Below are 22,368 nucleotides of genomic sequence, written 5' to 3'. Positions count from 1 at the left end.
AAACGCGTATTTTCCTTGCACAAACTCAGGATGCAGCACCACATTGCGTTGCTGACTGTCCGCCTTTAAATTAGGAGACGTTCCCAATGTATCAGATCTTTTGACCGAATGATCCCGGCAGAAGCGACGGCACTAGAAAGATCGCCTGGAGCAGCATCAGACGCACGTCGTTCACTGCAAAAATTCCATAGACCCAGCCGTCATCATGTGCCGTAAGCCGAAGATCATAGACATTGGTTTCATCAGATTCCGAATCCGGAAGTGAGACTGGATGATCCCAGAAGCGAAATTGATCTATTCCATTGTCACTTTCGGCAATTGCAAAGAAAGACTTTCGGTCTACGCCCTCCACACGAACGAATAGCAGGTACTTTCCTTTCCAATAGATTGCTCCAGCATTCATAGTTGAGTTGAAGGCAATTCGTTCCAAAAAATGAGGATTTGTCAATGGATTGAAATCGTAACGCCAGGTAAGCGGAATATGTTCTTTGGTGACAACAGGATTAAAATAGCGTGTAACAATTCTTCCCGGACTGGATAATCCAACGTTTGCTTTTTCTAATAATAAACGTTGTGTTTCGATAATATAAGCTTTTTGGCGTTCAAAGGATTCGGACATAAAATTGCGTAAGTTCAAAAAATAGTTATTTATAAATTCGTTGGATAAAGTGGTATACGTGTTACCCTGTGAAATGCTGTTCCGCTACCGGTAGCTATTTCAAGTTCAAACAAAACTTCCTTTGTCTTCGGATCGATTTCCATCACACGGCCTCCGGTTCCTATGCTTGTTTTTACCCCATACCTGGGAAAAACAAAATATTACCGGTCTGCGGCAGGTATTGTACCCCGATAAAGCTTGAGAAAATGCATTTGCACCTCTTTCCTTACCATAGGACCAAAGTTGTTGCACTGTTTTCTTGGCCGCATCAATTTTATATTCGACCACTCGGCTATAATTATTTACACCCGTTCCAAAATTGGGGATCCAGCTTCGATTATAGCCATTATCAAAGACTAAAATACGATCTTCGGAAAGTGCCACTGGTGTATGAGGGCCCCAGGGCCAGTCAAATCCCGCGATGCTTGCATCACCATTGATGACAGCAGGATCGGTAATAACTGTACCATCTTCGGCAATAGGTTTCAGCAACAACGATTGATAATTGGCACCCCAGAATTTATGTGGTGAAATCATCCATTGAGTCTGTCCTGCGTGATTAAAACGCACAATACCCTGATAACGTAAGGTCGCCAACAAGTCATTTCCTATTTCGGCAATGGAGTTGTTGTGTGCCCAGTTATTTGCCGTCTGTGAAAATGCAGGAGGAGTAATACCGTCGGGTTTTACGTAACGGGTAGTATCCAGTTGCTTGGCCAGATCCCATTCATTGACTAAACTCCTGTTTGGGGATTCAATTCAACGATAAAGTCATTGATACGGGGTTCACCATTAACCAAACGTGCGGCTGTTTTTGTGACAGTTATTAAAAAATTTCCGTTGGCAGCCTCTGTAATTTCATGATGAAATCCAAATCCTAGTTTAGCAAGATCCCATTCCCGCTTCAGATTACCGAACATATCAATTTCCACTACCCTTTGCTGCGCCTGGTCACCCGCAATAAAAGTTCCACTTTTAGTACGTTTGAGGCCAATGGAGTAAGAGAGTCGATTTAGTTCGGGAGATGATTTGAGCTGCAGAAGCCAGCGCAATTCCCCTTCCTGATCGATCATATAAGGAAGTGAAACATCGGCTTCGCTCTGACCTGGATAATGAACCAGATTGACACCCGGTTCCATTTTACCGGCTTGGGCTTTTACAATCTTCCACCTTGGAAAATCCTGCAGACTCAATGCCGCAGTCTGGATATGTATCGTCGTTTTCCCTCTTTCATTGCCTTCCCGATCGGTAAAAATCAGATCGACAACATTATCGTGATCAGGATATAAGCCCAGCACAGGCACACTTTGTCGCGGAATATCGGTATGGCACAAATGTGTAATTGCACCCGCAGCTCCATTTTTTCCTTTCACGGTCACCTTCACACGACCATAAGTAGGTAACCACACATCAACCATCGCCGCCAACGGATTATACCCTGAGGGATTGAGCTTGATCTTTTCAATAATATAATCGAGTGATGTACCTTTCGTCGGAACGACCAATTTGGAACCGTCACTGAACGTCAGATCAGTACGCCAGCGGGTCAGTTCAGGTTCTATTCTTGAAATATCCGCCAATGGAATGTTTATACTTCCTTTTTCAAAATTGAAGATATACTCATCCACTTTCTTCGTGACGTCCAGTAGCAATTCGCCATCCTTGACCTTTACATCTAGGGAAAGCTTAGCTGTTGATTCTACTGCTGTCTCCCGATCTTTCTTACAAGAAACAAACAGCAACACTAAGGTTGCTCCATATAAGAACAAATCTGTAAAAGTACTACCTATTTTTCTCATTGCTATCATACGTTTATGTCGTTAAATTCGAGCTTCTCTAATATTCCAGCAGCAGGAATGCTGCTGCTGGAGAAAAAATTTAGGTTTATGTATGCAGTATTATACTATCAATTACTGCTTTTTGGGGACATTTTTAATTAGATAACTTGCCATGTTCAGTGTCAACCGAAGCCATACGCTATCTCACACCTATCGCCACAATGGATGCTGCTGAATTTTTGAATTTGTATTGATTTCAGCTTCTGGAATCGGTAAATAGTAATGCTTAGGCTGGAAATTATTAGCACCCTGCTTTTTATTATCGACAAAGATCTGTTTCATTTGTACTGGTGTATACCAGCGTTTTAAATCGAAAAAGCGATGTCCTTCGAAGAAAAATTCCAGCTCATTTTGTTTGATCACTTCCTTCATCAACTCATCGGCATTAGCCCATGTTTTATTTGCTAGACCCGCACGATCACGAACACGCTTCAAACTAGATGCAGCTCCGGCTGTGTTTCCATTTTTGCACAGGCTTCGGCATGCAACAACAATACTTCAGCAAAACGGAATACGCGAAGGTTATTATTCCGGTTAGCGGCGTCATACATACTATTCGCTCCGGAGACATTTCTATAAAAGTTAGTATATTTCTTAATTAGGAAACGTCCGGTTTTACCATCAATTGCCGGGAAAGTAGGTTCACCGCGTTGACGTTTAGGTCCAGCATTGCTCCACATAAGGTCGAAAGATTGATTACCAAACCAAGCTCCATCGGTAAGCCCTGTTTCATAATCAGAATATTTCCAAAAGAAACTCGTATACATTCTTTTATCAAAGCGCGTGTCAGAGCCTGCAGGACGCTCTTCGGAAATAAAATCACGAACGACAGCTGCCCCGGCATTAATTTAAACCAAGCACCTGTACCATCTGGTCCAGCAAAATTAGGTAGAACAAACCCCATTGCACAAGAAGCACAATCTACACCCCAATTTCCATCTCCTCCAAATTTGCTATCGTAGACTATTTCCCAAACTGACTCTTTATTAAGCTTGGTTGTTTCCTTGAAATTATCTTCAAAATTAGTCGTCAAATCGTAAGTATAGGGTGCTGTCAATAAGGTTTTCAGTTCGGCTTCCGCCTCAGCATACTGCTTGGTGTATACAAGTGCCTTACCTAGATAGGCAATCGCTGCCCCCTTTGTAATTCGGCCAGCTTCGGCTGCAGATCGTGTTAGCGGTAGATTGTCCTTCGCTATTTTAAAATCTGCAATAACCTGTTTCCATACTTCGGCTTCGGCAGCGGAAGGCTTGCTCGCACCATCTGGATCATCATCTGTTGGCAACAATCTCAAAGGCACATCACCATAATTTGCGGCCAGCAGGAAATAATACATTCCTCTTAAAAAGCTCGCTTCCCGATCAATTCCTTCTTCCTGTTTTCATCCATCGAAACACGTGGAATATTTTTCAAAAATACATTCGCTCTGTTTATCCCATTATATAAGCTACCGAAATCGCTCTCTGGTGTACCTGCCGAATTGAGAAAATTGATATATTCCCAGGTAAATGCTTCTTCACCACTGAGAAACCACATATCATCCGCCCTATTCATCGTTTGATAACCACCATATGCTCCGTAATAGCCTGACATTTGTGAGCGAATTGGCGAATAAATAGTAGCCATGGCAGATTGAGCATCGGATTCAATTCTCCAATAGGTTTCCTCAATAGGTAAATTAGGATTGGTGCGATCCAAAAAATCTGACTTGCAACCTCCTAAGAACAACAAGGACGCTGCTATAACCGTATATTTTTTTATTGAAAAGTTCATCTATATCGTATTTAAAACATAAAATTTATTTATATAACAGATCGATTATCCGTTAAAAATTAGCTTGGACACCAAACATAATGGTTCGTGCCAATGGAAAACGGCCATGATCTGTACCAGCTGTTAATACACCCGATGGTGTTCCATTATCACCATTACTTTGACCTAAATCTGGTGTATAGCCTTTATATTTTGTCACTGTAAACAAATTGTCCCCAGCCAGAAATACGCGTGCATTTTTCAAAGTAGCCTTACTTAGCCATTGGGCTGGCAATGTATATCCTACTTCAATAGTTTTTAAACGGAAGAAAGCTCCGCTCTCAATCCAACGGTCACTGACCCGGCGCTTATTGTCATTTGGATCCTGTCTAGTGTAACGAGGAATGTCGGTATTCGTATTGCTGGGTGTCCAAGACTCTAATAAACGAGCGGAATGATTATTCACTTCGTTGGTTTGTTCCATGCGAGCTCGTGTATAATTATAAATCTTATTACCGTACATACCATCAAAAAAGACAGCCATATCGAATCCTTTATAATCTAGACCTCCTCGAATACCATAGGCAAGACTTGGAAAAGGGCTACCAACATACTGGCGGTCATTATTGTCGATACGACCATCTTTGTTATAATCTACAAATTTGATGTCCCCGGCAGCAGCATTTGGTTGAATTACTTTGCCATCTGCTGATTTATAGGCTTGTGCTTCTGCATCTGACTGGAAAAGTCCATCGGTTTGAATCACCCAGAAACCGCCAATTGGATAACCAACTTTGGCCCAAGTAATTGTTCCCTCACCTTGTGGATTATAGCCACCAAATTCCTGAACATTACCTACTGTAACTGCTTTCACTTTATTTTTCACCGTAGAAGCATTCACGCCAATGTTATAGTTCAATTCTCCAACAGAATTCTTGTATGTCGCTAATAACTCAAAACCTTTATTGCTAATTGTTCCCGCATTCATTACTGGTGTTCCTTTAAGTCCAGCGGAAGGAGGTTGATTGATACCTAAAAGAATATTCTTGGTCTCACGTACGTAATAATCAGCACTGATGTTCAATTTCTTTTGCATAAATGCTAAATCCAATCCAATATTGCTTGTCGCAGTTTCTTCCCAAGTCAGGTTTCGAGGCGAAACCCAGTTAATGCCTGTACTTGCTCCCTGCCACCAGGTACCACCTTGTAAGTAATTGATACCGTAAGTAGTTATCCGTTGTGTAGTGTAATTTGCAATTTCCTGATTACCTAGTCGACCATAACTAGCACGTAGTTTAAATTCATTAACTGTACCTTTTGCTGTTTCGAAGAATTTCTCATTCATCACATTCCAGCCCAAAGCGATAGACGGGAATACCCCATATCGTGCTCCATCTGCGAATTTGGAAGAACCATCGCGACGTATTGTAGCTGTAAGTAGGTAACGGCTATCATAACTATACATTATCCGTCCAAATTGAGAGATCAATGCAGCCTCATTTAGGCTTCCAGAAGTCGTTTGTTCTGTTGGAGAAGCGGCATCAATAGCATCAGTCCCCAATGGGAGATTATTTCTTCCCACACCAAAACCTCGATTCGTATTTTCCTGTGCGGAATAACCCGCTAAAGCTGAAATAGTGTGTTTGTCAAACGTGTTATCGTAATGTAATGTATTTTCGACTAACCATTGATTGTTAAAAAATGCGCTTTCATTGAGAAAAGATTTACGCACATCGGTACCATAGGTATAGGCATCCCCTTTATTATAATTTCTGCCAGTTGTCTTGTTAACCCCAACATTTAATTTATATTTCAGTCCTTTAACAAATAAATCTACTTCAGCATATCCATTGAGCATAAGATCTGTCTGATATACATGTCGGTTAAATAGGTTCAAAACCCCACTGGATTGTCCAAGTTCTTCATCCACGGAGCATAAGTAGCATATCCTCCAACTAAATTGGCATCATAAATAGGTACCAGCGCGTTTTGTCGTAAGATATCTGTAATGGTCAGGTCTGAAAATTTTCGGTCACCTGATTTTATCAAAAGGTATTTCCTACCCGTAAGTGGTTGTTAAAAAAACTGAAGGTATTTTTTGTACGTAAATTGAATGCTTTATAACCGGTAGTCTTCAAAATACCTTGTTGATTTAAATAACCTCCGGACACACTATAGGTAGACTGTTCTCCCCACCCGAAATATCTAGGTTGACCTTATTAACTGGGGCTGTATGAAATACCTCGTCTTGCCAATTTGTATTCGTATTCAGATTTTGCGCTTCCGTTGGTAGATACCCGTTATCCTGTTGAAACTGTTTCCATTGTGGGCCATCCATCAAATCCATTTTTTTAGGAAGACTTTGAATACCCGTGTATGCATTTACGCTTAAAGTCGCTGGAGTTGCTTTTCTACCGCCTTTTGTGGTAATGATAACAACACCATTGGCCGCCCGAGATCCATAGATCGCAGCCGCTGAAGCATCTTTCAAAACTTCCAGTGAAGAAATATCATTGGGATCGACCATATTGATATCGCCAAATACCCCATCAATGACATAAAGAGGTGCATTATTCCCCATAGAACTTAGGCCACGGACATTAATACTCATACCTGCTCCTGGCGTTCCGCTAGCACTAGATACCGTTACCCCTGCAACTCTTCCCTGCAAAGCACCTGCCGCGCTTTTGGCTAAGTTTGCCTGTAGATCTTTTCCTGTAACAGATGCTACAGCGCCCGTCAGATCACTTTTTTTCACTGTACCATATCCAATAACAACAACTTCATCCAAGTCGGTTCCTGATTGAAGCACAATACTATAAGTTGATGCATCATTGACAAGAATCTCCTGTTCCTTCATCCCCACATAGGTAATTTTAAGGTTTTCCCTTTCTGAACATCAAGCGCAAACGAGCCATCAGCATCAGTTTTTGTCCCCCGGTGCTACCTTTGATGTTTACCGTGGCCCCCGCCACGGGCTTATTATCTGCATCAAGGACTTTCCCCTTACTTTTTGGGATTGTTGTGCCCAAGCAAATGTGCCATAAGCCGAAAGTAAAAGCAGTAGAGCTGTTTTCTCATATTTTGTGTATTTAAGGTTTACAATAAATAGATAGATTGTATATAATATGTCTATACTTAATTGGGTATACTATTATTGGTCTATAGAACGAAATTAGAGAAAAGGAAAAGTCGGGAATAGCAAGATCAGGTCATTTGTATTGCACTTTTACTTCATATTTCAGGTAAATGGGCTTTAACAAAAACGAACGCAAACGATTGCGCGCTCCTAAAAGGAAAGGCGATTTAGGAAAATATGCGCTGGCTCAGTGAAAAATTCAATACACTGAAAAACAACACATTAAAAACAACACAACAATAATTCGTTGAACTCTGAAGTCATTTCTATTGAATTATTCCACAGTATTGAACAACACTATGCAATCGTTTATCAGGCAATATGGTCATTGTCAGACAAATTACCTTTGCTTGCCCATTGCTATCATTATGCTAAAAAAATGTACTCAGAATCTGAGTATAAGAGTAGGTTGCGGCCAGATCGCTAGATAATCATCTGCTGCTTCCGCAGGCTATTTCTGTATTCAATCGGGGTTATTCCCTTTTTCTTCTTGAATACACGGTAGAAATAAGAAACACTATTAAAACCACATTGCTCGACAATATCAGCAATTGGAGTCTCCTCTTTTAACAGCCGAACGGCCATATTGATCCGGAAGTCAAGTAAGTAGTCTGTAAAATTCAATGTTGTAGCTGATTTCAGGAAGCGAGAGAAGGTCGATTTGCTCATGTTCATAATTGCTGCCACCATAGGCAGACTCAATTCCTTGTTGATATTCGCAACAACATATTCCTGTAAGCGTCCCATAAGCAACTCACTATTGCTCAAGACAGAATTTGTCGCTGTCGATAATACACGGATGTCCTCACCTTTTGATAATTCATAAAGCAGGACAAGCAACTTCATGACTGAATAAAACCCATCACGCTCCAAGGTCAATATGCGAAGCAAAGGAAGCACCCGGTCAACTGTATCTTTACCGAATACAACACCGCGCGATGCTTTTGACAAAAGCTGCTGTATACTTGCAAATTGCTTTTTGTCTAGATATTGATCAATAAGTGAAGGGTGAAACTGTATCGTAATTTCATGGATATCATTCGATTGACATTCACCATCTTTCCAGGCATGTTCAAGCTCCGGACTCGCAATCAGTACCAGATCCTGCTCACCGATCGTTTCTACAGAATTACCAATGATACGCTGGGCACCCGAAGCCCCCTCCACATAGTTGAGCTCATATTCAGGATGGATATGTACCGGAAAAGTGAAAGAAGATTTTCGCCTGTCAAAGACCACAAAGCAATCATCAGAGGACAATGGTGATTTTTCTCGAAATATATCAGGTCTCATAATCAGTTCTTTTTTTCCCTTTGGTAAATTACCCAAACTTAACTAAAATTATATGCATAATCAATGTTTTCTTCCTGTCAAGAAACATTTCAACTCAGCAACAATACACTGGTTTTACCTATTGTCTCCCAGGAATTCAGGTATTGATCATCAACTTACAACACAGCACAAACGCACTACCCTACATTTTATACAGTCAGAAAGTACCTGATGAGACTTTATTCTCCTTATAGGATAGTTAAAAAAATAGGCTGTCTTGAGACAGCCTATTTTTTCTGAATTGTCGTTTTTATTGATTCTATTTTTCCATTAAGGCATCAATGATCTCCCTATAGCCGATTTATGGATCAGAAAGAACCTTCAGTCAATTTTCATAATGGCTGGTACTCGCCAAAGCATGCAGGTTTTATCATTCAAATACAACGACTAGTTCTTTAAGTATTTTTCAAGGAATTGATCCTGCTCCCATAGGAGGTGAAAGATATTCTCCTTCGCGACATAACCATGGGCCTCACGCGGCAAAATCACCATGCGCACAGGAGCACCCAAATTCTTTAGGGCCTGAAAATAACGTTCCGTTTGTAGGGTAAATGTTCCTGGATTATTGTCCGCTCCACCATGAATGAGCAGCAATGGCGTCTTCATCCGATCAGCACTGACAAATGGAGACATCGTCATGTACAGCGCTGGGTCATCCCAAAAGTTACGTTGCTCACTTTGGAAACCAAATGGTGTTAATGTCCTATTATAAGCTCCCGAACGCGCTATCCCAGCTGCAAATAATTTTGAATTAGACAATAAGTGTGCAGTCATAAAGGCTCCATACGAATGCCCGCCCACAGCAACCTTTTTTCGATCAATATAGCCCAGTTTATCTACGGCATTAATTGCCGCTTCTGCATTAGCCACCAATTGCTCAATAAAGCTATCATTCGGTTCTTTCTTTCCTTCCCCTACAATCGGAAATGCGGCATTATCCAAGACCGCATAGCCTTTTGATACCCAATAAATAAATGATCCATAGCTTGGAAAAGTAAATTCCTTTGGGTTCGCCGTGCTTTGACCAGCTGTATTTTTGTCTTTATATTCCCTTGGATAAGCCCAAATCAATAAGGGTAATTTCTCCTTTTATTCAGATCATAGCCAGCCGGCAGATATAATGTACCCGAAAGCGCTACCCCATCCTTACGTTTATAGTTTAAGATTTCTTTATGAACTTTTTCAAGTGATTTAAATGGATTTTCCAATGTTGTCAATGCAACCTGTTTGCCTGATTTCATGTTTTTCAGGTAATAATTTGGATAGACTGATGCCGATTGAAGCGAGATCAACAATTCGCCGGTTTTTGGATTGACAATCTCTCCAATCCGTTCCTGTAGCTCCGAGGCCGCTGCCGTATATAAACGTTTTTTCTTTAACGTTTGCAAATCCAACTCTTCCACAAAAGGAAACTCACCTTCTTTGGTAAAACCCTTACCCACAAACAAAGTTTTGTCCTTTTCAATATACATACTGTATGTTCCGAGCGCATTTTTTTGCTGATATACTGTACCCGGATCATTATAGACATCTTGGCTATTGCGATCATGCAACAACTTGGATTCACCTGTGGAAGGATTGACAACAAAGGTTTTCGCATTACGGGTATCATACCATTGCGAATAAACCAATGCATATTTATCGTTACCCCAAACAACCCCAGCATAGCGATCCTTAGTTTTGAAAATCAGCTTCCCCGCACCTGTATAAGGGAAGTCCAATGTATAAAGTGCATCGCGAAATTCTGCAGGTTTGTTGGCATCACCACCATCCAGCGCTTCAACATAAGCTAAGGTTGCCGGCTGGTCATCACGCCATTGCAAAGAACGTCTGCCCGGACGTGTAGAAGAGAATCCTTTAGGCATGACCTCCGTTAGTGGTACTTCATTAACCAGTGCAATCTCTTTTCCAGATAGATCATAGACCCGCGTCTGCTGTGGAAAACGTGAGGCTGGTACCACATAAGAATAAGGCTTTGTGATTGTTGTTACCATGACATAAGCACCATTCGGCGAAAAAGATACTCCTGTATAAATACCTTTATCTTTAAAATTGGAAATTGTACCCTCCAAATCCACAAACTGTAAATTGGACTGTACCAATGTTTCAAAATTCCGTTCGTCCTGTGGATTCTTCAATAAATCTTGGTATGTCCTAAGTTGGGATACTTTACCATCGCTTGTGGACACCACCGGTCCTGTTGGCAGATCCTTGGCAGGATCTAATAAAGCATTTTTTTCCTTTGGCAGCGCCGTTATAATCAATCGTGTTGAACTGCCCAACCATTGAAAAGGAGCATCAATGTTGCATTCAGATTATAAGCTGTCAACTGTTTCGCTGTCCGTGTTGTTAAATCCAATACAAACAGTGCAGTTCCAGATTCATTTGTATTGGTAAATGCCAAGCGGTTATTATCTGGGGAGAATGCAAAATTTGACAAAGAGGGGTTTTCTGGCATTCCAACAAACACCGTTTCTTCTAATTGTTCTCCGATTTTCTTCAGGCCAATCTTATTGTAAAAGACTGTTGAACTTTCCATATTTGTACGCGGATTGATACGCAATCCGGCCAATTTCATTTCTTCCTGTCCCAGTTCCTCCAAGCTCTTATAGGTCGAACGGTAAGTGAATAACATCCACTTGTTGTCACTTGACATTTTTATTTGGGGCGGTCGAATAAAATCGGCCAAAGCCAAAATTTCGGAAGTCGGTTTTTTGAACGTGATATTCTCTTGCGCTTGTGCTTTTAGAGACAATAATAGCAAGAGACCATAGCATAGCTTCTTCATAAATATATTTTGCAAATTAGGGCAATAAAATGTAATAAATTTATGAAAAAAACCAAGTATTGTAGCCGTTTTATGACACTAAAATTAAACTTAAATTGTTTCGTAAAAAACAGGTAAAATTTCTTGATTTAAAGTTATCCACATTCATATCTACCACTACACCAAGTACTTAACACAACCAACAAGCAGTAAACGCATCCTATGACAAACTTTTACCCAAAATGTGGAAAAGTCAAACTACCGCTTCGCAAGAAAATATATGATATTTGTTAAGCTAATGAAAGAATTGGCAATTCAACGAAGTAACAACCTTTCTTTTTCTACGAAGATTGGATAAAAAAATAAACATACAAACATGGCAAGAATTATCAAATTTGAGAAAAACGATTGTGCTCCTTGTGCACAAGTATCGGCTTATTTGGATCAAAAAGGTATCCAATATGAAACGGTTAATCCTTTTGATGAACCTGACTTGGCCGCAAAATTCAAAATCCGTACGGTACCAACAGTAATCGTAGTGGAAGATGAAGAAATTCAACACCGTATCATTGGCTTTAAACCAGAAGAATTGGCTGCCATTGCACTTTAATAAATCGAGGGTATCATTAAATTAAAGACAGCAGTATGATACACATTTATTACGATTCCAGAACGGGTAACGTACAGCGTTTTATGGATAAAGTCGCACAGATCACTGGCTGGCAGATCCATAAAATTAGCGCTGACCTTGAGGTAAATCAGCCGGGCCATTTGGTCACATTTACCACGAATTTTGGACAGGTGCCCGAAAACACAAAAAGAATTCATGAAACGAGAAGCTAAAAATATCTATTCCGTAACTTCCAGTGGCAACCGCAACTGGGGACCAAATTTCGGTCTGGCAGCTGATCGTATTTCACAGGATTTCGACATTCCATTGGCATTCAAATTTGAACTGTCCGGAACAATGGAAGACATAAACCAATTTATTGACATCTTAAAGAACTTTTGCGATGGTAGCAAACGAAGTAGCAAAAAACTGGATATTGCTTAATAATGAAATCATGATTAAGCATGATGACGAGTTCAGCTTACATAAAGATAAAGAAGCTGTTCGCGCATATTTCCTGGAATATGTAAATAAGAACACGGTGTTCTTTTATACATTGAAAGAAAAAATAGACTATTTGATAGAGAACAACTATTATATTGATTTTTACCAATGGTTTACATTTGAAGAAATAGAAGAGGTATTCAATTATGTGTATGCCAAAAAATTCCGTTTCGAATCCTTTATGGCAGCCTTTAAATTTTTCCAGAGCTATGCGCTTCGCGACGACTCTGGTGAAAAATTCTTGGAGCGCTATGAAGACCGTGTGGTCGCAGTATCCCTATTCTTAGCACGCGAAGAAGGTGTGAAAAAGCGATAGAATACGCCGAGATCATGATCAACCAAGAGTACCAACCTGCTACACCAACATTCTTGAATGCAGGTAAAAAACGCTCTGGGGAATTGGTATCCTGCTTCTTGGATGAAATTGGTGACAACCTGAACGGTATCGGTTATGCGGTTGATTCAGCCATGAAATTATCCTCTATCGGTGGCGGGGTTTCATTCAATATCTCTAAAATCCGTGCACGTGGCGAAGCGATCAAAGGTGTTGAAGGCCGTGCAGGTGGTGTACTTCCGATCATGAAAATCATGGAAGATACCTTCTCTTATGCAAATCAATTAGGACAACGTCCTGGTGCTGGAGCAGTATACTTAAATATCTTCCACTCTGATATTGAAGAGTTCCTTGATTGTAAAAAAATCAATGTGGACGAAAAGTACGTATCAAGTCACTTTCAATCGGTATTATCGTTCCGGATAAGTTCATGGAACTAGCGGAGAAAGATGAGCCTTGCTATTTGATCTACCCACATACGGTGATGCAAGAGTATGGACAATTCTTGGATGAAATGGATATGGACAAGATGTACGATGAGTTGATCACCAATCCAAATGTCAAAAAAAAAAATCAACGCACGTCACCTGTTGGTTAAGATCGCACAAACACAAAAAGAATCAGGTTACCCTTATATCTTCTTCAAAGAAAACACCAATCGTGTACATGCTTTGAATGAAATTGGTCAGGTGAAATTCTCCAATCTATGTACTGAGATCATGCAGGTATCACAAGTATCCGATATCGAGATCTACGGTAAACAAGATACGATCCGTTACGGCATCTCCTGTAATCTTGGTTCGTTGAATATCGCTACGGTGATGGACAACAAACGCATCAAAGAAACAGTGAAAACAGCAATGCGTGCGCTAACAGTGGTCACTGATGTAACCAACATCGATATGGTACCTTCAATTGCAAAAGCAAACCGCGAATTGCACTCTGTAGGACTTGGTGCGATGAACCTACACGGTTACCTTGCGAAAAGCTTTATCATGTACGAATCTAATGAAGCCTTGGATTTTGCCAATACGTTCTTCATGATGATGAACTACTATTCATTGGAAGCATCCATGGAAATTGCCAAAGAACGTGGAAAAACATTTGTTGGATTTGAGAAATCAGCCTATGCAGATGGCACTTATTTCAATAATTACATAAACCGTGATTACATTCCAAAAACAGCTAAGGTAACAGAGTTGTTTGAAGGTATACACATTCCAACTGTTGAAGATTGGTTAGAATTAAAAGCAAAAATCAAAGAATATGGTATCTACCATGCATACCGTTTGGCGATTGCTCCAAATCAATCAACTTCCTATATCATGAATGCGACAGCGTCGGTCATGCCAATTGTGGATATTATTGAAGTGCGTGAATATGGTGATAGTACAACTTACTACCCAATGCCATATTTGACAAACGATAACTATTTCTACTTCAAATCGGCTTATGATATGGATCAGTTCAAAGTATTGAAATTGATTTCGGTCATCCAACGTCATATCGACCAAGGGGTATCTACAATTTTGCATACCAATTCGAAAGACTCCACAAGAGATTTGTCTAGATATTACATCTATGCACATAAATTGGGATTAAAATCCCTTTATTACACACGGACAAGAAAATCGACCATCGACGAATGTGTCTCTTGTTCAGCCTAATCTTGAGATTTTTGTATTTGGATATATAATGTGAATAGGTCAAAAGTTGCCAAATTATCGGCAACTTTTGGCTTAATCAACAGATCAGAAATTCAAATACATGATAATAAATGCCTAATACTTTAAAATAAAAATGAGTAAAACATATAAAGCTGTCAATTGGAATACTCCTGAGAACGATTATGTATTGATGTTCTGGGAACAAAACATTCGTCAATTCTGGATTGACACTGAATACATTCCATCAAAAGATATCGATAGTTGGAAACGTATCAGCCCAGAAATGAAAGATGCCTATAAAAAAGCATTAGGTGGTTTGACCCTGTTAGATACCTTACAGAGTCATACAGGTATGCCAAAAATCATCGACCACATAGATACTTTACAGAATAAAGCTGTATTATCCTATATGTGTATGATGGAGGCCATTCACGCGAAATCATATTCTACTATTTTCACAACGGTTTCAACGACAGCTGAAATCAATGATATCTTCGAGTGGGTTCAACAAAATAAATACCTACAGTACAAAGCGCAGATGATTGACGGTTATTACCGTGCTATCGATAAAGAAGATGCCTCCGATGAGGAGATCTACATGGCTATGGCTGCTTCCGTATTATTGGAATCTTTCTTGTTCTATTCGGGATTCTTCCTACCATTGTGGTTATGTGGTCAAGGTGAAATGGTTGCTTCTGCCGATATCATCAAGAAAATCGTTGCTGACGAATCTATTCACGGTGTATTCGTAGGATTGATGGCACAGGATCAATTCAAAAAATTAAAAAATCAAGATCAGGTAAAAGCACGTTTCTTGGCTTTACTTTATAACTTGTATGAAAACGAGTTGAAGTATACAGAAGAGATCTACACTGAGGTAGGCTTGACTGCTGAGGTGAAAGAATATGTTCGTTACAATGCAAACAAAGCATTGATGAACTTAGGTTTTGATCCGATCTTTGAAGTAAAACAAGTCAACCCAATTGTATTGAATGGCTTGAATACAGAAACGACACAACACGACTTCTTCTCTAAGAAATCGACAAACTACGAAAAAGCGACAGAGATCGTCCATCTAAAAGATGATGACTTCAAAATGGATGTAGTTGTTGATATATAACGATTATCAATAGTTCAATAAAAAATCCCCAGAAGCGAAAACTTCTGGGGATTTTTTATTTCTGCATTGTCTGCTTTTTATTTTTCACCAAGGTATCAATGCGCTTGCTACGTTCAGTTTATTCGCAGAAAGAACCTTCAGTCGACTTTCATAGCTATTGAGGTTTGTGAAAACTAAAGGTTTTTTATTGGGCAAATGTATGTTATTGCTGAAAAGCTTTAATTGCCTGACCACGCCAAGCAGCATCAAGCGGTGCGCCAAGCAACCAGGTCAATGTAGGTGCGATATCATAAATCATGACCGTCCCTTTGATCTCTTTACCTTTGGGTACGCCCGGCCCCGTCATCACCCAAGGAATCTCAACTTCTGCCAAGGATTTACCGCCATGGCCTTTACCCGTTCCACCATGGTCTGCAGCAACAACAAAGATGGTTTCATCAGCGATACCTGCATCCTTGACGGCTTGTTGTAAAGTTCCGATCCGTCGGTCAACATTTTTTAGTTCAGCGTAGTATTCTGGCGTATCATGCCCTATATTATGACCAACGCCATCGGGTTGGTCGAAATGTACAAAAGTAATCGTCGGTTTCTCTTTTTGATGATATCGACAGTGGTATTCAATGCTGCTTCATCATCATCCTTGGTATTAATGATTTTTTGAACGACTTTATTGTCAATCAAATATCCTATCCCAGGCCAGCTATGTACCCAGCAAATTGAGCTTTAGGATTTTTCTGGGCTACAGCATTAAACAAAGAAGGAAACATTCCATTTTCAGTTTTCACAGTTGAAGGGATTTCAGGCGTCTTACTATCCCATTCGGTATAACCATGTGTTGTCGGCCCAGCCCCATCAACATGGAAGCCCAGTTCACCGCACTTGACGAAGGTAAAACGGTACGCACATGTGTACTATAGGTTCCGTCTTGCATCATCTTTTTAAGATTTGGCATTTCAGCTTTAGGCAAGGCATAAGCACCGAATCCATCGAATCCCACTAAAACGACATGTTTGATTTTTTTACTTTGTGCCATCACACCCGAGGTAGATAGACCTATCAAAAGGAATGGCAATAATAAATTTCTAATTTTCATAATTGTTGAGCTTTCAAAGACTTAATAATTCAAAAATAAAAACTTTATTTTATCTATTATGTTAAGTAAACATTATTTAATATACCTAACCAACATGTTACAGAGGATTCCCGGTGCAAAAAAACCGCTAGAAAAAAAAATCCTAGCGGCTTTCTCAAAGACATTGTAGCCAATAATAGGCTAATTTCCGTGGTTTATTATTTTATTTAAATACTAATAACCCGGATTTTGCTTTAAGTTGGGATTTAAATCCAATTGCCTTTGTGGGATTGGATACAGCACTTTGCTTTCATTTGAAGGCTTATGATCCCACCATGATTCCGAATAGAACTTGCCAAACCGAATCAGATCATCTCTTCTAAACCCTTCAAATATAAATTCCCTTCCCCTTTCAGCCAAAAGCTCCGTTAGGGTCAATGTCGCTGTTGTATAGCTGAATAAAGGCCAATCGGCTTCAGAAAAAGCTCTCTTTTTTACAGCTGTTAATTAAATCAACTGCTTCCTGTGGAGCTGTCCCGCCATTCTTACGGATCAGCGCTTCCGCCTTCGCAAAATAAATCCAGGTCAACCGGTAAATATTCCAATCTGTATTATTGTAATTGGGATCTACCGCTGTGCCATCAAATCCTTTTACTTGATTTCCAAGTTTATATTTATTGAATCGCACACCACTATTTTCTTCCCCTTCGCTCATATTTGAAACAGTAGAGCCTTTAGAATTACGCTGAATATTGTCGACAAAGACCAATTGTTTTCCTGCGTATTCTTCGGATCCGGTAACTGGTGCATTTGTTTCGAAATTAACCATTGGACCTTCCCAAAACCATTGTTTTTACGCAAATCAGCGTCCTCATATTTGCTGAATACCCTGGAATCAATACGATTCCGTCATTACCATTCCGTCCACCACCATAAATTTCACGCTGCTTGAAATGATAAAATTCACCTGTCCAAGAGGGCTCAAATTTAGCTGTTGTGTAATCGTAGGCTATTGAAAAGATAACTTCTTTAGAGATCATTTGTTGTTATAAATTGATCGCTAATATTTTTATCTAATGCCATTGTTCCATTTTGTGCGCCCCCACCATTGATAAGTTTGTTTGCTGCATTAATACAGTCATCCCAACGTGCTTTTCCTGTCCATACTTCGGCATTTAAATACAACTCCACGAGCATTGCATACGCTCCGGCCTGCGACATCCGCCCCATCATCGCCTTCGATAGCTTGGGTGCGTTATTTATATTATCCAAAATTTCTTTCTCAATAAAATTGAACACTTCAGTTCTGGACAATGTTTCGGGCTGTAAAGGCTCACCAACCTTTGTCACCACAGGTATATTGCCAAACAAGTCCATCAATTTAAGATAATGAAATGCTCTTAGAAGTCTCAATTCCGCGATAAACGATGCTTTCTCCGTTTCTGAAATTCCCATTTTCGAGGCTTCCCGCTTTTCAATATTCTCGATGGGATCGGTGCAGAGTCCCATTCCCCAATACATCAGAGACCATGCGTTGTTGAGCCCCCTTCATCAACAGTCCAGGTATGATAATGGAATCGTTTCCACTTCCCACCGTCTTCGCCATGACGGCCTTTTGTTGGCCAAGCCAATTGATCACCTGAGAGCTCGGCGGCCCGCCACCACCCATCTTGGCCAGAAGGCGTAACCCAAGCATTCGCATGCGTATAAGGTCTTAATACAGCTGAAAGTACCTCATTTTTATTATTATAAAAATCATCTGTCAACATTTCATCATATGCTTTCTCTTTAAGATCAGTACAACCATAGAAAGAAATAGCCCCTAAAGCGAATATCAGTTTAGTATATTTTAGAAATTTTATTTTCATTTTTTTATTCCTTAATGTTTAAAAATTTAAGTTTAAGCCCAATAAGAATGATCTTGTACTCGGATAAGCTCCCCTATTGTCAATTCCCAAGGCTCGGCCATTTGCATCGGTATTCCCCATACCTGTATCAGATATAAAATCAGGGTCACTGCCTGAATACTTCGTAATGGTAATCAGATTTTGGCCCGTAAAATAAACACGTAGATTTCTGATTGCCTTGTTTGCAAATCGGAAATTATACCCCAAAGTAATTTCATCAATTTTCCAATGACTACCATTTTCCAAATAATAATCTGAATACATATATGTATCATTAATACCTGCATATTTTGTAAAGGTGTCTTTTAAAAGGTTACCGCTCCAGGTTTTATTTCCATAAGTCAATGCCGCAGTATTTAAAATCTTATAATCAAATTTACCCCTCATAAAAACACGTAGATCAAAGGCTTTGTACTGGAAATTATTGGTGAAACTTAAATAATACTTTGGAACGGCATTACCCAATACTTGATAATCTGACTGCGACAAATCATTTCGCGACACATTGATATCGGCATTTAAGACCTTGTTACCATCCCGATCATAAAACAGCCATTTACCATCATCATTAAATCCGGCGAATTTCTTTCCAAAAAACTCACCTATTTTATGTCCTTCATAGGTCGTATAAGCATCACCGAGGTCACCGGCACCACCAATGCCACCAAATGTCTTATATTTTACCTTATAAATATCATTGGAGTAGGAATCCAGTGTATTTTTATTGGTACTAGCCGCAATATCAAAGTTCCATCTAAAATCAGGTCCAGTTATTGCCTTGTAATTAAATGCCAGCTCGATCCCTTTGGATGTTATCTGGCCAACATTCGCATAGATTGTGCTTTGGATATAAGGTGGTTGCGGCGTGGTATAGGTATCCAACAAATCTTTTGTAGTCCGGTTGTACAAATCCAACGCACCCGTCAATTTATTGTTGAATAAAGTAAAATCCAATCCAATATTTGTTTCACGCTTTGTTTCCCATCTCAAGTTTGGATTTGGATTTCGCGTTGGTCCATAGGTTTCCCGGTACTGGCCATCAGGATATAAATACCTTCCTCCGCCGCCAAGCGTCACCCGCGAAGCATTGTTTGCAAAACCTGAATTTCCTGTCACACCATAACCTACCCTGAGCTTTAAGAAATTAATAAAAGTTAGATCTTTCATAAAATCCTCGTTGAAATATTCCAACCTGCGGATACCGCTGGGAAACTACCCCATTTATTATTATCTCCAAACCTGGAAGACCCTTCTCTTCGTAAAATAAACTGTAACAGGTATTTATCTGCAAAACTATAATTTAACCGACCAAAAAGGCAATGGTTTTATTATCATTCTTAAAACTTGACAATCCTGATTTACCTGTTATCAAGGCGGTTCCTTCACCCAGATTATCCTCATGGAAGATATCGTTGATGAATCCTCTATTTTCACCTCCCATTCCCTCTTCGATATAATAACGGTAACTGTAACCAGCGATTGCTGTGATATTATGATTGGTATTGATCAGTTTATTATATTGTAAGGTCGGTTCGAAAGCATAGGATTGAGATAAAAATCACTCTTAGCCGCCCAGCCTCCTTCAGGAAAATCTGTATTTTCCACCGAATTCTCACTCAATTGGCTTGCATATTGGCTATCATTATATGAATTTCGCTGAAAAGAGCCGAAAATGCTTCCCCGTAAACCCGAAATAATATCAATATCAGCTTTTATATCGCCTGAAGAAGTTTGCTGTTTCCTTTTAGAGGTTTCCTGTTGTAATCGAGCATATTCGTTCGTACTTGTTAAATCGAAACGATATGTTCCATCCGGATTGAAATTTGATAAGGTCGGGTTTTTGTAGGCTTCGCTTTCCCAACCACCTCCACCGAGTAAATTTGCGTTATTGATATTGGTCGCCAAATTCAATTGTATGTTTAGCCGGTTATTGAGTCCCCTTTGATTAACGTTTATCCGTCCACCATATTCTTTTCGCCCATTCTCCAAAGCGATTCCCTGAAGATTACGATAAAATGCACTCGCTCGATAACTACTATTTTCACCACCTCCCATCATCGAAAAATTTTGGTAGTTCGAAATATTATCATCGTTAATTAAATCTCCAAAAAAATCAGTACTCGATCCAAAATCAGTTTGGTTAATTTCACCACCGTTAATTTTATCTCTAAATTCCTGCGGCGTCATTACATCGGGTTTTCTTGCCAAAAATTCCTTCCGAACATAACTATTGTAAGAGAATTGCGAGACACCACGTTTTCCTTTTTTGTAGTAATTAAAATCACACCCGCATTGGCACTAGATCCGTAAATTGCCGCCCCTGAACCATCTTTAAGGACGTCGATGGATTCAATATCATCTTGTTGGAGCAGATCCATATTACCGCCGGGAATTCCATCTATAACATACAGTGGAGATTGCGATCCTGTTACTGATACAACTCCCCGCAGTTGAACCGCCGGACTTGAATTAGGATTAGCCCCACCCGTCCTGGTAACCTGCAGACCGGCGACTTTTCCTGCAATTAAATCCAAAGGATTTCTAGCTCCACCTTGATTAAATTGCGTAGAGTCAACATGCGCGACTGCTGAGGTGACTTCTTTGGATTTTAATGTTCCATAACCGACCACAACAACCTCTTCGAGTTGATCTGATTCAGCTGAAATTTTCACCACCATACCCGACACAGTGGTTATTGGCACTTCCATCGGCTTATATCCAATCGAAGAAATGGTAAGTATCGCGCCAACTTTAGCATCAATGTTGAAATCTCCTGCGCGTTAGTTTGAGTCGCCAGCGTTGTCCCTTTGACACGGATGGAGACACCTGAAACAGGTTTTCCTGTTGATTCGTCTACTATTCGGCCTTTGATTTCTTGCTGAAGTTTGTTCAGCGTCTTGGAAGTTCTTTTCATCGAAATTCTACTGTTCGAATAAGTAACAGCAGCAGCCTGATGAATTGTTCCTGCGATAACGACTAAAGAGAAAAATAATTTTGTCTGTTTTCCTAGTCGCGCAACTGTTTTTAATTCAATTTTGCTCATATAAATTAGTGATTTGGGTTTATAAAACGATTTAGCATTAGTAATAAAACGTTTTATCAATTAGTGTTTCATTCATAATTATTGGATCGAATGTTGCTAATTATACACCTTGCGGCATAGCTTACATTTCGAGTGGCAATTATTTTTCAAAAAATCATAAAAATTTACCTTGAATATAGACAACCGATACACCACCGATTTAAGTGTTGCAAAAACGGTTTTGCTACCTAAATAAAAAAACGAAAAGTTCATTAGGTGTCGTGTCGATTTTTCTCCTTTGGTTTATTTTTTTTAGTTTAAGTGTCTGATTATGATGTTAAGGTAGGTATTTTTAAACTTAAATCAAAAAGGCATTTTAAAATAAATATTATACGTATTTCGAATTGATCCAAAGGAAAATACTTCATATTTGAGCTAAATAAAAATGGATTCATCGAGAAGAGGCAAACCTCTAATCAATGAACCCAATTCTATTCGCTAAGGAAGCTAACGCTTACTTTTTTCTATTGATACCCTGGATTCTGGGTCAATTTATTGTTACGTTGGATCTCATCAGGCGAGATAGGCCACAATAAATCAGATTCTTTAAAAGTTGCTCCAGAGGCGTTTTTCGCGCCCACTAAAG

28 protein-coding genes and 4 pseudogenes are annotated in these 22,368 nt (G+C 39.7%); 6 read left to right on the top strand and 26 right to left on the bottom strand.

The genetic code is table 11. The annotated features are described in order from the left end of the window. Positions 1-91: 91 nt before the first annotated feature. The 12 genes and pseudogenes from KUH03_RS46510 to KUH03_RS23610 all read right to left on the bottom strand — a co-directional run bounded on the left by KUH03_RS46510 (position 92) and on the right by KUH03_RS23610 (position 11,507). Entirely contained in the window at positions 92-637 is a 546-nt protein-coding gene (locus tag KUH03_RS46510) for a hypothetical protein (protein ID WP_306429120.1), read from the bottom strand. An 87-nt stretch (positions 638-724) separates the two neighbouring features. Continuing rightward, a pseudogene (locus KUH03_RS23660) lies at positions 725-2,457 on the bottom strand (aryl-sulfate sulfotransferase). Between the two features lie 189 nt (positions 2,458-2,646). Then, a pseudogene (locus KUH03_RS23655) lies at positions 2,647-3,263 on the bottom strand (RagB/SusD family nutrient uptake outer membrane protein). A 404-nt stretch (positions 3,264-3,667) separates the two neighbouring features. Beyond that, a pseudogene (locus KUH03_RS23650) lies at positions 3,668-3,832 on the bottom strand (RagB/SusD family nutrient uptake outer membrane protein); the annotation flags it as partial. Positions 3,833-3,837: 5 nt separating this feature from the next. Continuing rightward, positions 3,838-4,269, bottom strand: a complete 432-nt coding sequence (locus KUH03_RS23645) for a hypothetical protein (protein WP_257087113.1) — start codon at positions 4,267-4,269, stop codon at positions 3,838-3,840. Positions 4,270-4,321: 52 nt separating this feature from the next. Further along, positions 4,322-6,145, bottom strand: coding sequence for a SusC/RagA family TonB-linked outer membrane protein (locus KUH03_RS23640; RefSeq protein WP_257087112.1), 1,824 nt, complete (start codon positions 6,143-6,145; stop codon positions 4,322-4,324). Beyond that, positions 6,142-6,297 (bottom strand): hypothetical protein, encoded by a 156-nt coding sequence (locus KUH03_RS23635; RefSeq protein WP_257087111.1) that lies wholly within the window; start codon positions 6,295-6,297, stop codon positions 6,142-6,144. Before KUH03_RS23635 ends, KUH03_RS23640 begins: the two co-directional genes overlap by 4 nt. 103 nt (positions 6,298-6,400) lie before the next feature. Continuing rightward, positions 6,401-7,108, bottom strand: coding sequence for a TonB-dependent receptor plug domain-containing protein (locus KUH03_RS23630; RefSeq protein WP_257087110.1), 708 nt, complete (start codon positions 7,106-7,108; stop codon positions 6,401-6,403). Between the two features lie 702 nt (positions 7,109-7,810). Beyond that, positions 7,811-8,680, bottom strand: a complete 870-nt coding sequence (locus tag KUH03_RS23625; protein WP_120260223.1) for an AraC family transcriptional regulator — start codon at positions 8,678-8,680, stop codon at positions 7,811-7,813. Between the two features lie 426 nt (positions 8,681-9,106). Next, complete coding sequence (locus tag KUH03_RS23620; RefSeq protein ID WP_257087109.1) at positions 9,107-9,790, bottom strand: S9 family peptidase; 684 nt, start codon at positions 9,788-9,790, stop codon at positions 9,107-9,109. After that, complete coding sequence (locus tag KUH03_RS23615; RefSeq protein WP_257087108.1) at positions 9,787-11,001, bottom strand: hypothetical protein; 1,215 nt, start codon at positions 10,999-11,001, stop codon at positions 9,787-9,789. The genes KUH03_RS23620 and KUH03_RS23615 overlap by 4 nt, the downstream gene beginning before the upstream one ends. Beyond that, on the bottom strand, positions 10,980-11,507 hold the full coding sequence (locus KUH03_RS23610) for a hypothetical protein (protein WP_257087107.1): 528 nt from the start codon (positions 11,505-11,507) through the stop codon (positions 10,980-10,982). Before KUH03_RS23610 ends, KUH03_RS23615 begins: the two co-directional genes overlap by 22 nt. A 355-nt stretch (positions 11,508-11,862) precedes the next feature. On the opposite strand from KUH03_RS23610, the gene KUH03_RS23605 reads away from it, so the two are divergent. The 6 genes and pseudogenes from KUH03_RS23605 to nrdF all read left to right on the top strand — a co-directional run bounded on the left by KUH03_RS23605 (position 11,863) and on the right by nrdF (position 15,721). Then, entirely contained in the window at positions 11,863-12,096 is a 234-nt protein-coding gene (locus KUH03_RS23605; protein ID WP_257087106.1) for a co-chaperone YbbN, read from the top strand. A 35-nt stretch (positions 12,097-12,131) separates the two neighbouring features. Then, a complete protein-coding gene (locus KUH03_RS23600) occupies positions 12,132-12,329 on the top strand; it encodes a class Ib ribonucleoside-diphosphate reductase assembly flavoprotein NrdI (protein ID WP_257087105.1) in 198 nt (65 codons plus the stop codon). Continuing rightward, positions 12,313-12,540, top strand: a complete 228-nt coding sequence (locus KUH03_RS23595; protein ID WP_257087104.1) for a class Ib ribonucleoside-diphosphate reductase assembly flavoprotein NrdI — start codon at positions 12,313-12,315, stop codon at positions 12,538-12,540. Before KUH03_RS23600 ends, KUH03_RS23595 begins: the two co-directional genes overlap by 17 nt. A 10-nt stretch (positions 12,541-12,550) precedes the next feature. Next, positions 12,551-12,916: a hypothetical protein gene (locus tag KUH03_RS23590; protein WP_257087103.1), complete on the top strand. Its 366-nt coding sequence runs from the start codon at positions 12,551-12,553 to the stop codon at positions 12,914-12,916. Positions 12,917-12,930: 14 nt separating this feature from the next. Continuing rightward, positions 12,931-14,601: pseudogene (gene nrdE, locus KUH03_RS49040) on the top strand (class 1b ribonucleoside-diphosphate reductase subunit alpha). A 133-nt stretch (positions 14,602-14,734) separates the two neighbouring features. Further along, entirely contained in the window at positions 14,735-15,721 is a 987-nt protein-coding gene (gene nrdF / locus KUH03_RS23570; RefSeq protein WP_257087099.1) for a class 1b ribonucleoside-diphosphate reductase subunit beta, read from the top strand. A gap of 202 nt (positions 15,722-15,923) precedes the next feature. Here nrdF and KUH03_RS23565 read toward each other — a convergent pair whose 3' ends face one another. From KUH03_RS23565 to KUH03_RS49035, 14 genes are all read right to left on the bottom strand, one after another. Further along, positions 15,924-16,301 (bottom strand): alkaline phosphatase, encoded by a 378-nt coding sequence (locus KUH03_RS23565; protein WP_257097265.1) that lies wholly within the window; start codon positions 16,299-16,301, stop codon positions 15,924-15,926. Further along, entirely contained in the window at positions 16,253-16,402 is a 150-nt protein-coding gene (locus KUH03_RS23560; RefSeq protein ID WP_257087098.1) for a hypothetical protein, read from the bottom strand. Before KUH03_RS23560 ends, KUH03_RS23565 begins: the two co-directional genes overlap by 49 nt. A gap of 100 nt (positions 16,403-16,502) precedes the next feature. Continuing rightward, the gene (locus KUH03_RS23555; RefSeq protein ID WP_257087097.1) at positions 16,503-16,814 is read right to left on the bottom strand and encodes an alkaline phosphatase family protein; all 312 of its coding nucleotides are present in this window, start codon (positions 16,812-16,814) and stop codon (positions 16,503-16,505) included. Between the two features lie 213 nt (positions 16,815-17,027). Beyond that, entirely contained in the window at positions 17,028-17,231 is a 204-nt protein-coding gene (locus KUH03_RS23550) for a RagB/SusD family nutrient uptake outer membrane protein (RefSeq protein WP_257087096.1), read from the bottom strand. Positions 17,232-17,268: 37 nt separating this feature from the next. After that, positions 17,269-17,622, bottom strand: a complete 354-nt coding sequence (locus tag KUH03_RS23545) for a RagB/SusD family nutrient uptake outer membrane protein (protein WP_257087095.1) — start codon at positions 17,620-17,622, stop codon at positions 17,269-17,271. Then, entirely contained in the window at positions 17,615-17,833 is a 219-nt protein-coding gene (locus tag KUH03_RS23540; protein WP_257087094.1) for a hypothetical protein, read from the bottom strand. Before KUH03_RS23540 ends, KUH03_RS23545 begins: the two co-directional genes overlap by 8 nt. Next, complete coding sequence (locus KUH03_RS23535) at positions 17,823-18,314, bottom strand: RagB/SusD family nutrient uptake outer membrane protein (protein ID WP_257087093.1); 492 nt, start codon at positions 18,312-18,314, stop codon at positions 17,823-17,825. Before KUH03_RS23535 ends, KUH03_RS23540 begins: the two co-directional genes overlap by 11 nt. Then, entirely contained in the window at positions 18,314-18,661 is a 348-nt protein-coding gene (locus KUH03_RS23530) for a hypothetical protein (protein ID WP_257087092.1), read from the bottom strand. Before KUH03_RS23530 ends, KUH03_RS23535 begins: the two co-directional genes overlap by 1 nt. 18 nt (positions 18,662-18,679) lie before the next feature. Continuing rightward, positions 18,680-19,867 carry a TonB-dependent receptor gene (locus KUH03_RS23525; RefSeq protein ID WP_257087091.1) on the bottom strand — a complete coding sequence of 396 codons (1,188 nt, stop codon included), beginning with the start codon at positions 19,865-19,867 and terminating at the stop codon, positions 18,680-18,682. 133 nt (positions 19,868-20,000) lie between these two features. Then, positions 20,001-20,141, bottom strand: coding sequence for a hypothetical protein (locus KUH03_RS23515; protein WP_257087090.1), 141 nt, complete (start codon positions 20,139-20,141; stop codon positions 20,001-20,003). Positions 20,142-20,206: 65 nt separating this feature from the next. Beyond that, positions 20,207-20,887, bottom strand: coding sequence for a hypothetical protein (locus tag KUH03_RS23510; RefSeq protein ID WP_257087089.1), 681 nt, complete (start codon positions 20,885-20,887; stop codon positions 20,207-20,209). Continuing rightward, positions 20,887-21,408: a TonB-dependent receptor plug domain-containing protein gene (locus KUH03_RS23505; protein WP_257087088.1), complete on the bottom strand. Its 522-nt coding sequence runs from the start codon at positions 21,406-21,408 to the stop codon at positions 20,887-20,889. Before KUH03_RS23505 ends, KUH03_RS23510 begins: the two co-directional genes overlap by 1 nt. Beyond that, positions 21,393-21,743: a carboxypeptidase-like regulatory domain-containing protein gene (locus KUH03_RS23500; RefSeq protein WP_257087087.1), complete on the bottom strand. Its 351-nt coding sequence runs from the start codon at positions 21,741-21,743 to the stop codon at positions 21,393-21,395. Before KUH03_RS23500 ends, KUH03_RS23505 begins: the two co-directional genes overlap by 16 nt. 503 nt (positions 21,744-22,246) lie before the next feature. Next, positions 22,247-22,363 (bottom strand): RagB/SusD family nutrient uptake outer membrane protein, encoded by a 117-nt coding sequence (locus KUH03_RS49035; protein WP_373564476.1) that lies wholly within the window; start codon positions 22,361-22,363, stop codon positions 22,247-22,249. Positions 22,364-22,368 lie beyond the last annotated feature (5 nt).

The organism is Sphingobacterium sp. E70 (assembly GCF_019285695.1).
GTDB lineage: Bacteria > Bacteroidota > Bacteroidia > Sphingobacteriales > Sphingobacteriaceae > Sphingobacterium > Sphingobacterium detergens.
This window is presented reverse-complemented; position numbering and strand designations above follow the sequence as displayed.

Coding starts and splice junctions, on each gene's coding strand:
- KUH03_RS23510 (WP_257087089.1), bottom strand. CDS start 20,887: ATGACGCCGCAGGAATTTAGAGATAAAATTAACGGTGGTGAAATTAAC.
- KUH03_RS23600 (WP_257087105.1), top strand. CDS start 12,132: ATGATACACATTTATTACGATTCCAGAACGGGTAACGTACAGCGTTTT.
- KUH03_RS23645 (WP_257087113.1), bottom strand. CDS start 4,269: ATGAACTTTTCAATAAAAAAATATACGGTTATAGCAGCGTCCTTGTTG.
- KUH03_RS23605 (WP_257087106.1), top strand. CDS start 11,863: ATGGCAAGAATTATCAAATTTGAGAAAAACGATTGTGCTCCTTGTGCA.
- KUH03_RS23515 (WP_257087090.1), bottom strand. CDS start 20,141: ATGGGAGGTGAAAATAGAGGATTCATCAACGATATCTTCCATGAGGAT.
- KUH03_RS23540 (WP_257087094.1), bottom strand. CDS start 17,833: ATGATCTCTAAAGAAGTTATCTTTTCAATAGCCTACGATTACACAACA.
- KUH03_RS23555 (WP_257087097.1), bottom strand. CDS start 16,814: ATGAAAATTAGAAATTTATTATTGCCATTCCTTTTGATAGGTCTATCT.
- nrdF (WP_257087099.1), top strand. CDS start 14,735: ATGAGTAAAACATATAAAGCTGTCAATTGGAATACTCCTGAGAACGAT.
- KUH03_RS23630 (WP_257087110.1), bottom strand. CDS start 7,108: ATGAAGGAACAGGAGATTCTTGTCAATGATGCATCAACTTATAGTATT.
- KUH03_RS23530 (WP_257087092.1), bottom strand. CDS start 18,661: ATGAAAATAAAATTTCTAAAATATACTAAACTGATATTCGCTTTAGGG.
- KUH03_RS23500 (WP_257087087.1), bottom strand. CDS start 21,743: ATGAGCAAAATTGAATTAAAAACAGTTGCGCGACTAGGAAAACAGACA.
- KUH03_RS23505 (WP_257087088.1), bottom strand. CDS start 21,408: ATGGAAGTGCCAATAACCACTGTGTCGGGTATGGTGGTGAAAATTTCA.
- KUH03_RS23595 (WP_257087104.1), top strand. CDS start 12,313: ATGAAACGAGAAGCTAAAAATATCTATTCCGTAACTTCCAGTGGCAAC.
- KUH03_RS23525 (WP_257087091.1), bottom strand. CDS start 19,867: ATGAAAGATCTAACTTTTATTAATTTCTTAAAGCTCAGGGTAGGTTAT.
- KUH03_RS23610 (WP_257087107.1), bottom strand. CDS start 11,507: ATGAAGAAGCTATGCTATGGTCTCTTGCTATTATTGTCTCTAAAAGCA.
- KUH03_RS23590 (WP_257087103.1), top strand. CDS start 12,551: ATGATTAAGCATGATGACGAGTTCAGCTTACATAAAGATAAAGAAGCT.
- KUH03_RS23535 (WP_257087093.1), bottom strand. CDS start 18,314: ATGTATTGGGGAATGGGACTCTGCACCGATCCCATCGAGAATATTGAA.
- KUH03_RS23625 (WP_120260223.1), bottom strand. CDS start 8,680: ATGAGACCTGATATATTTCGAGAAAAATCACCATTGTCCTCTGATGAT.
- KUH03_RS23545 (WP_257087095.1), bottom strand. CDS start 17,622: ATGGTTAATTTCGAAACAAATGCACCAGTTACCGGATCCGAAGAATAC.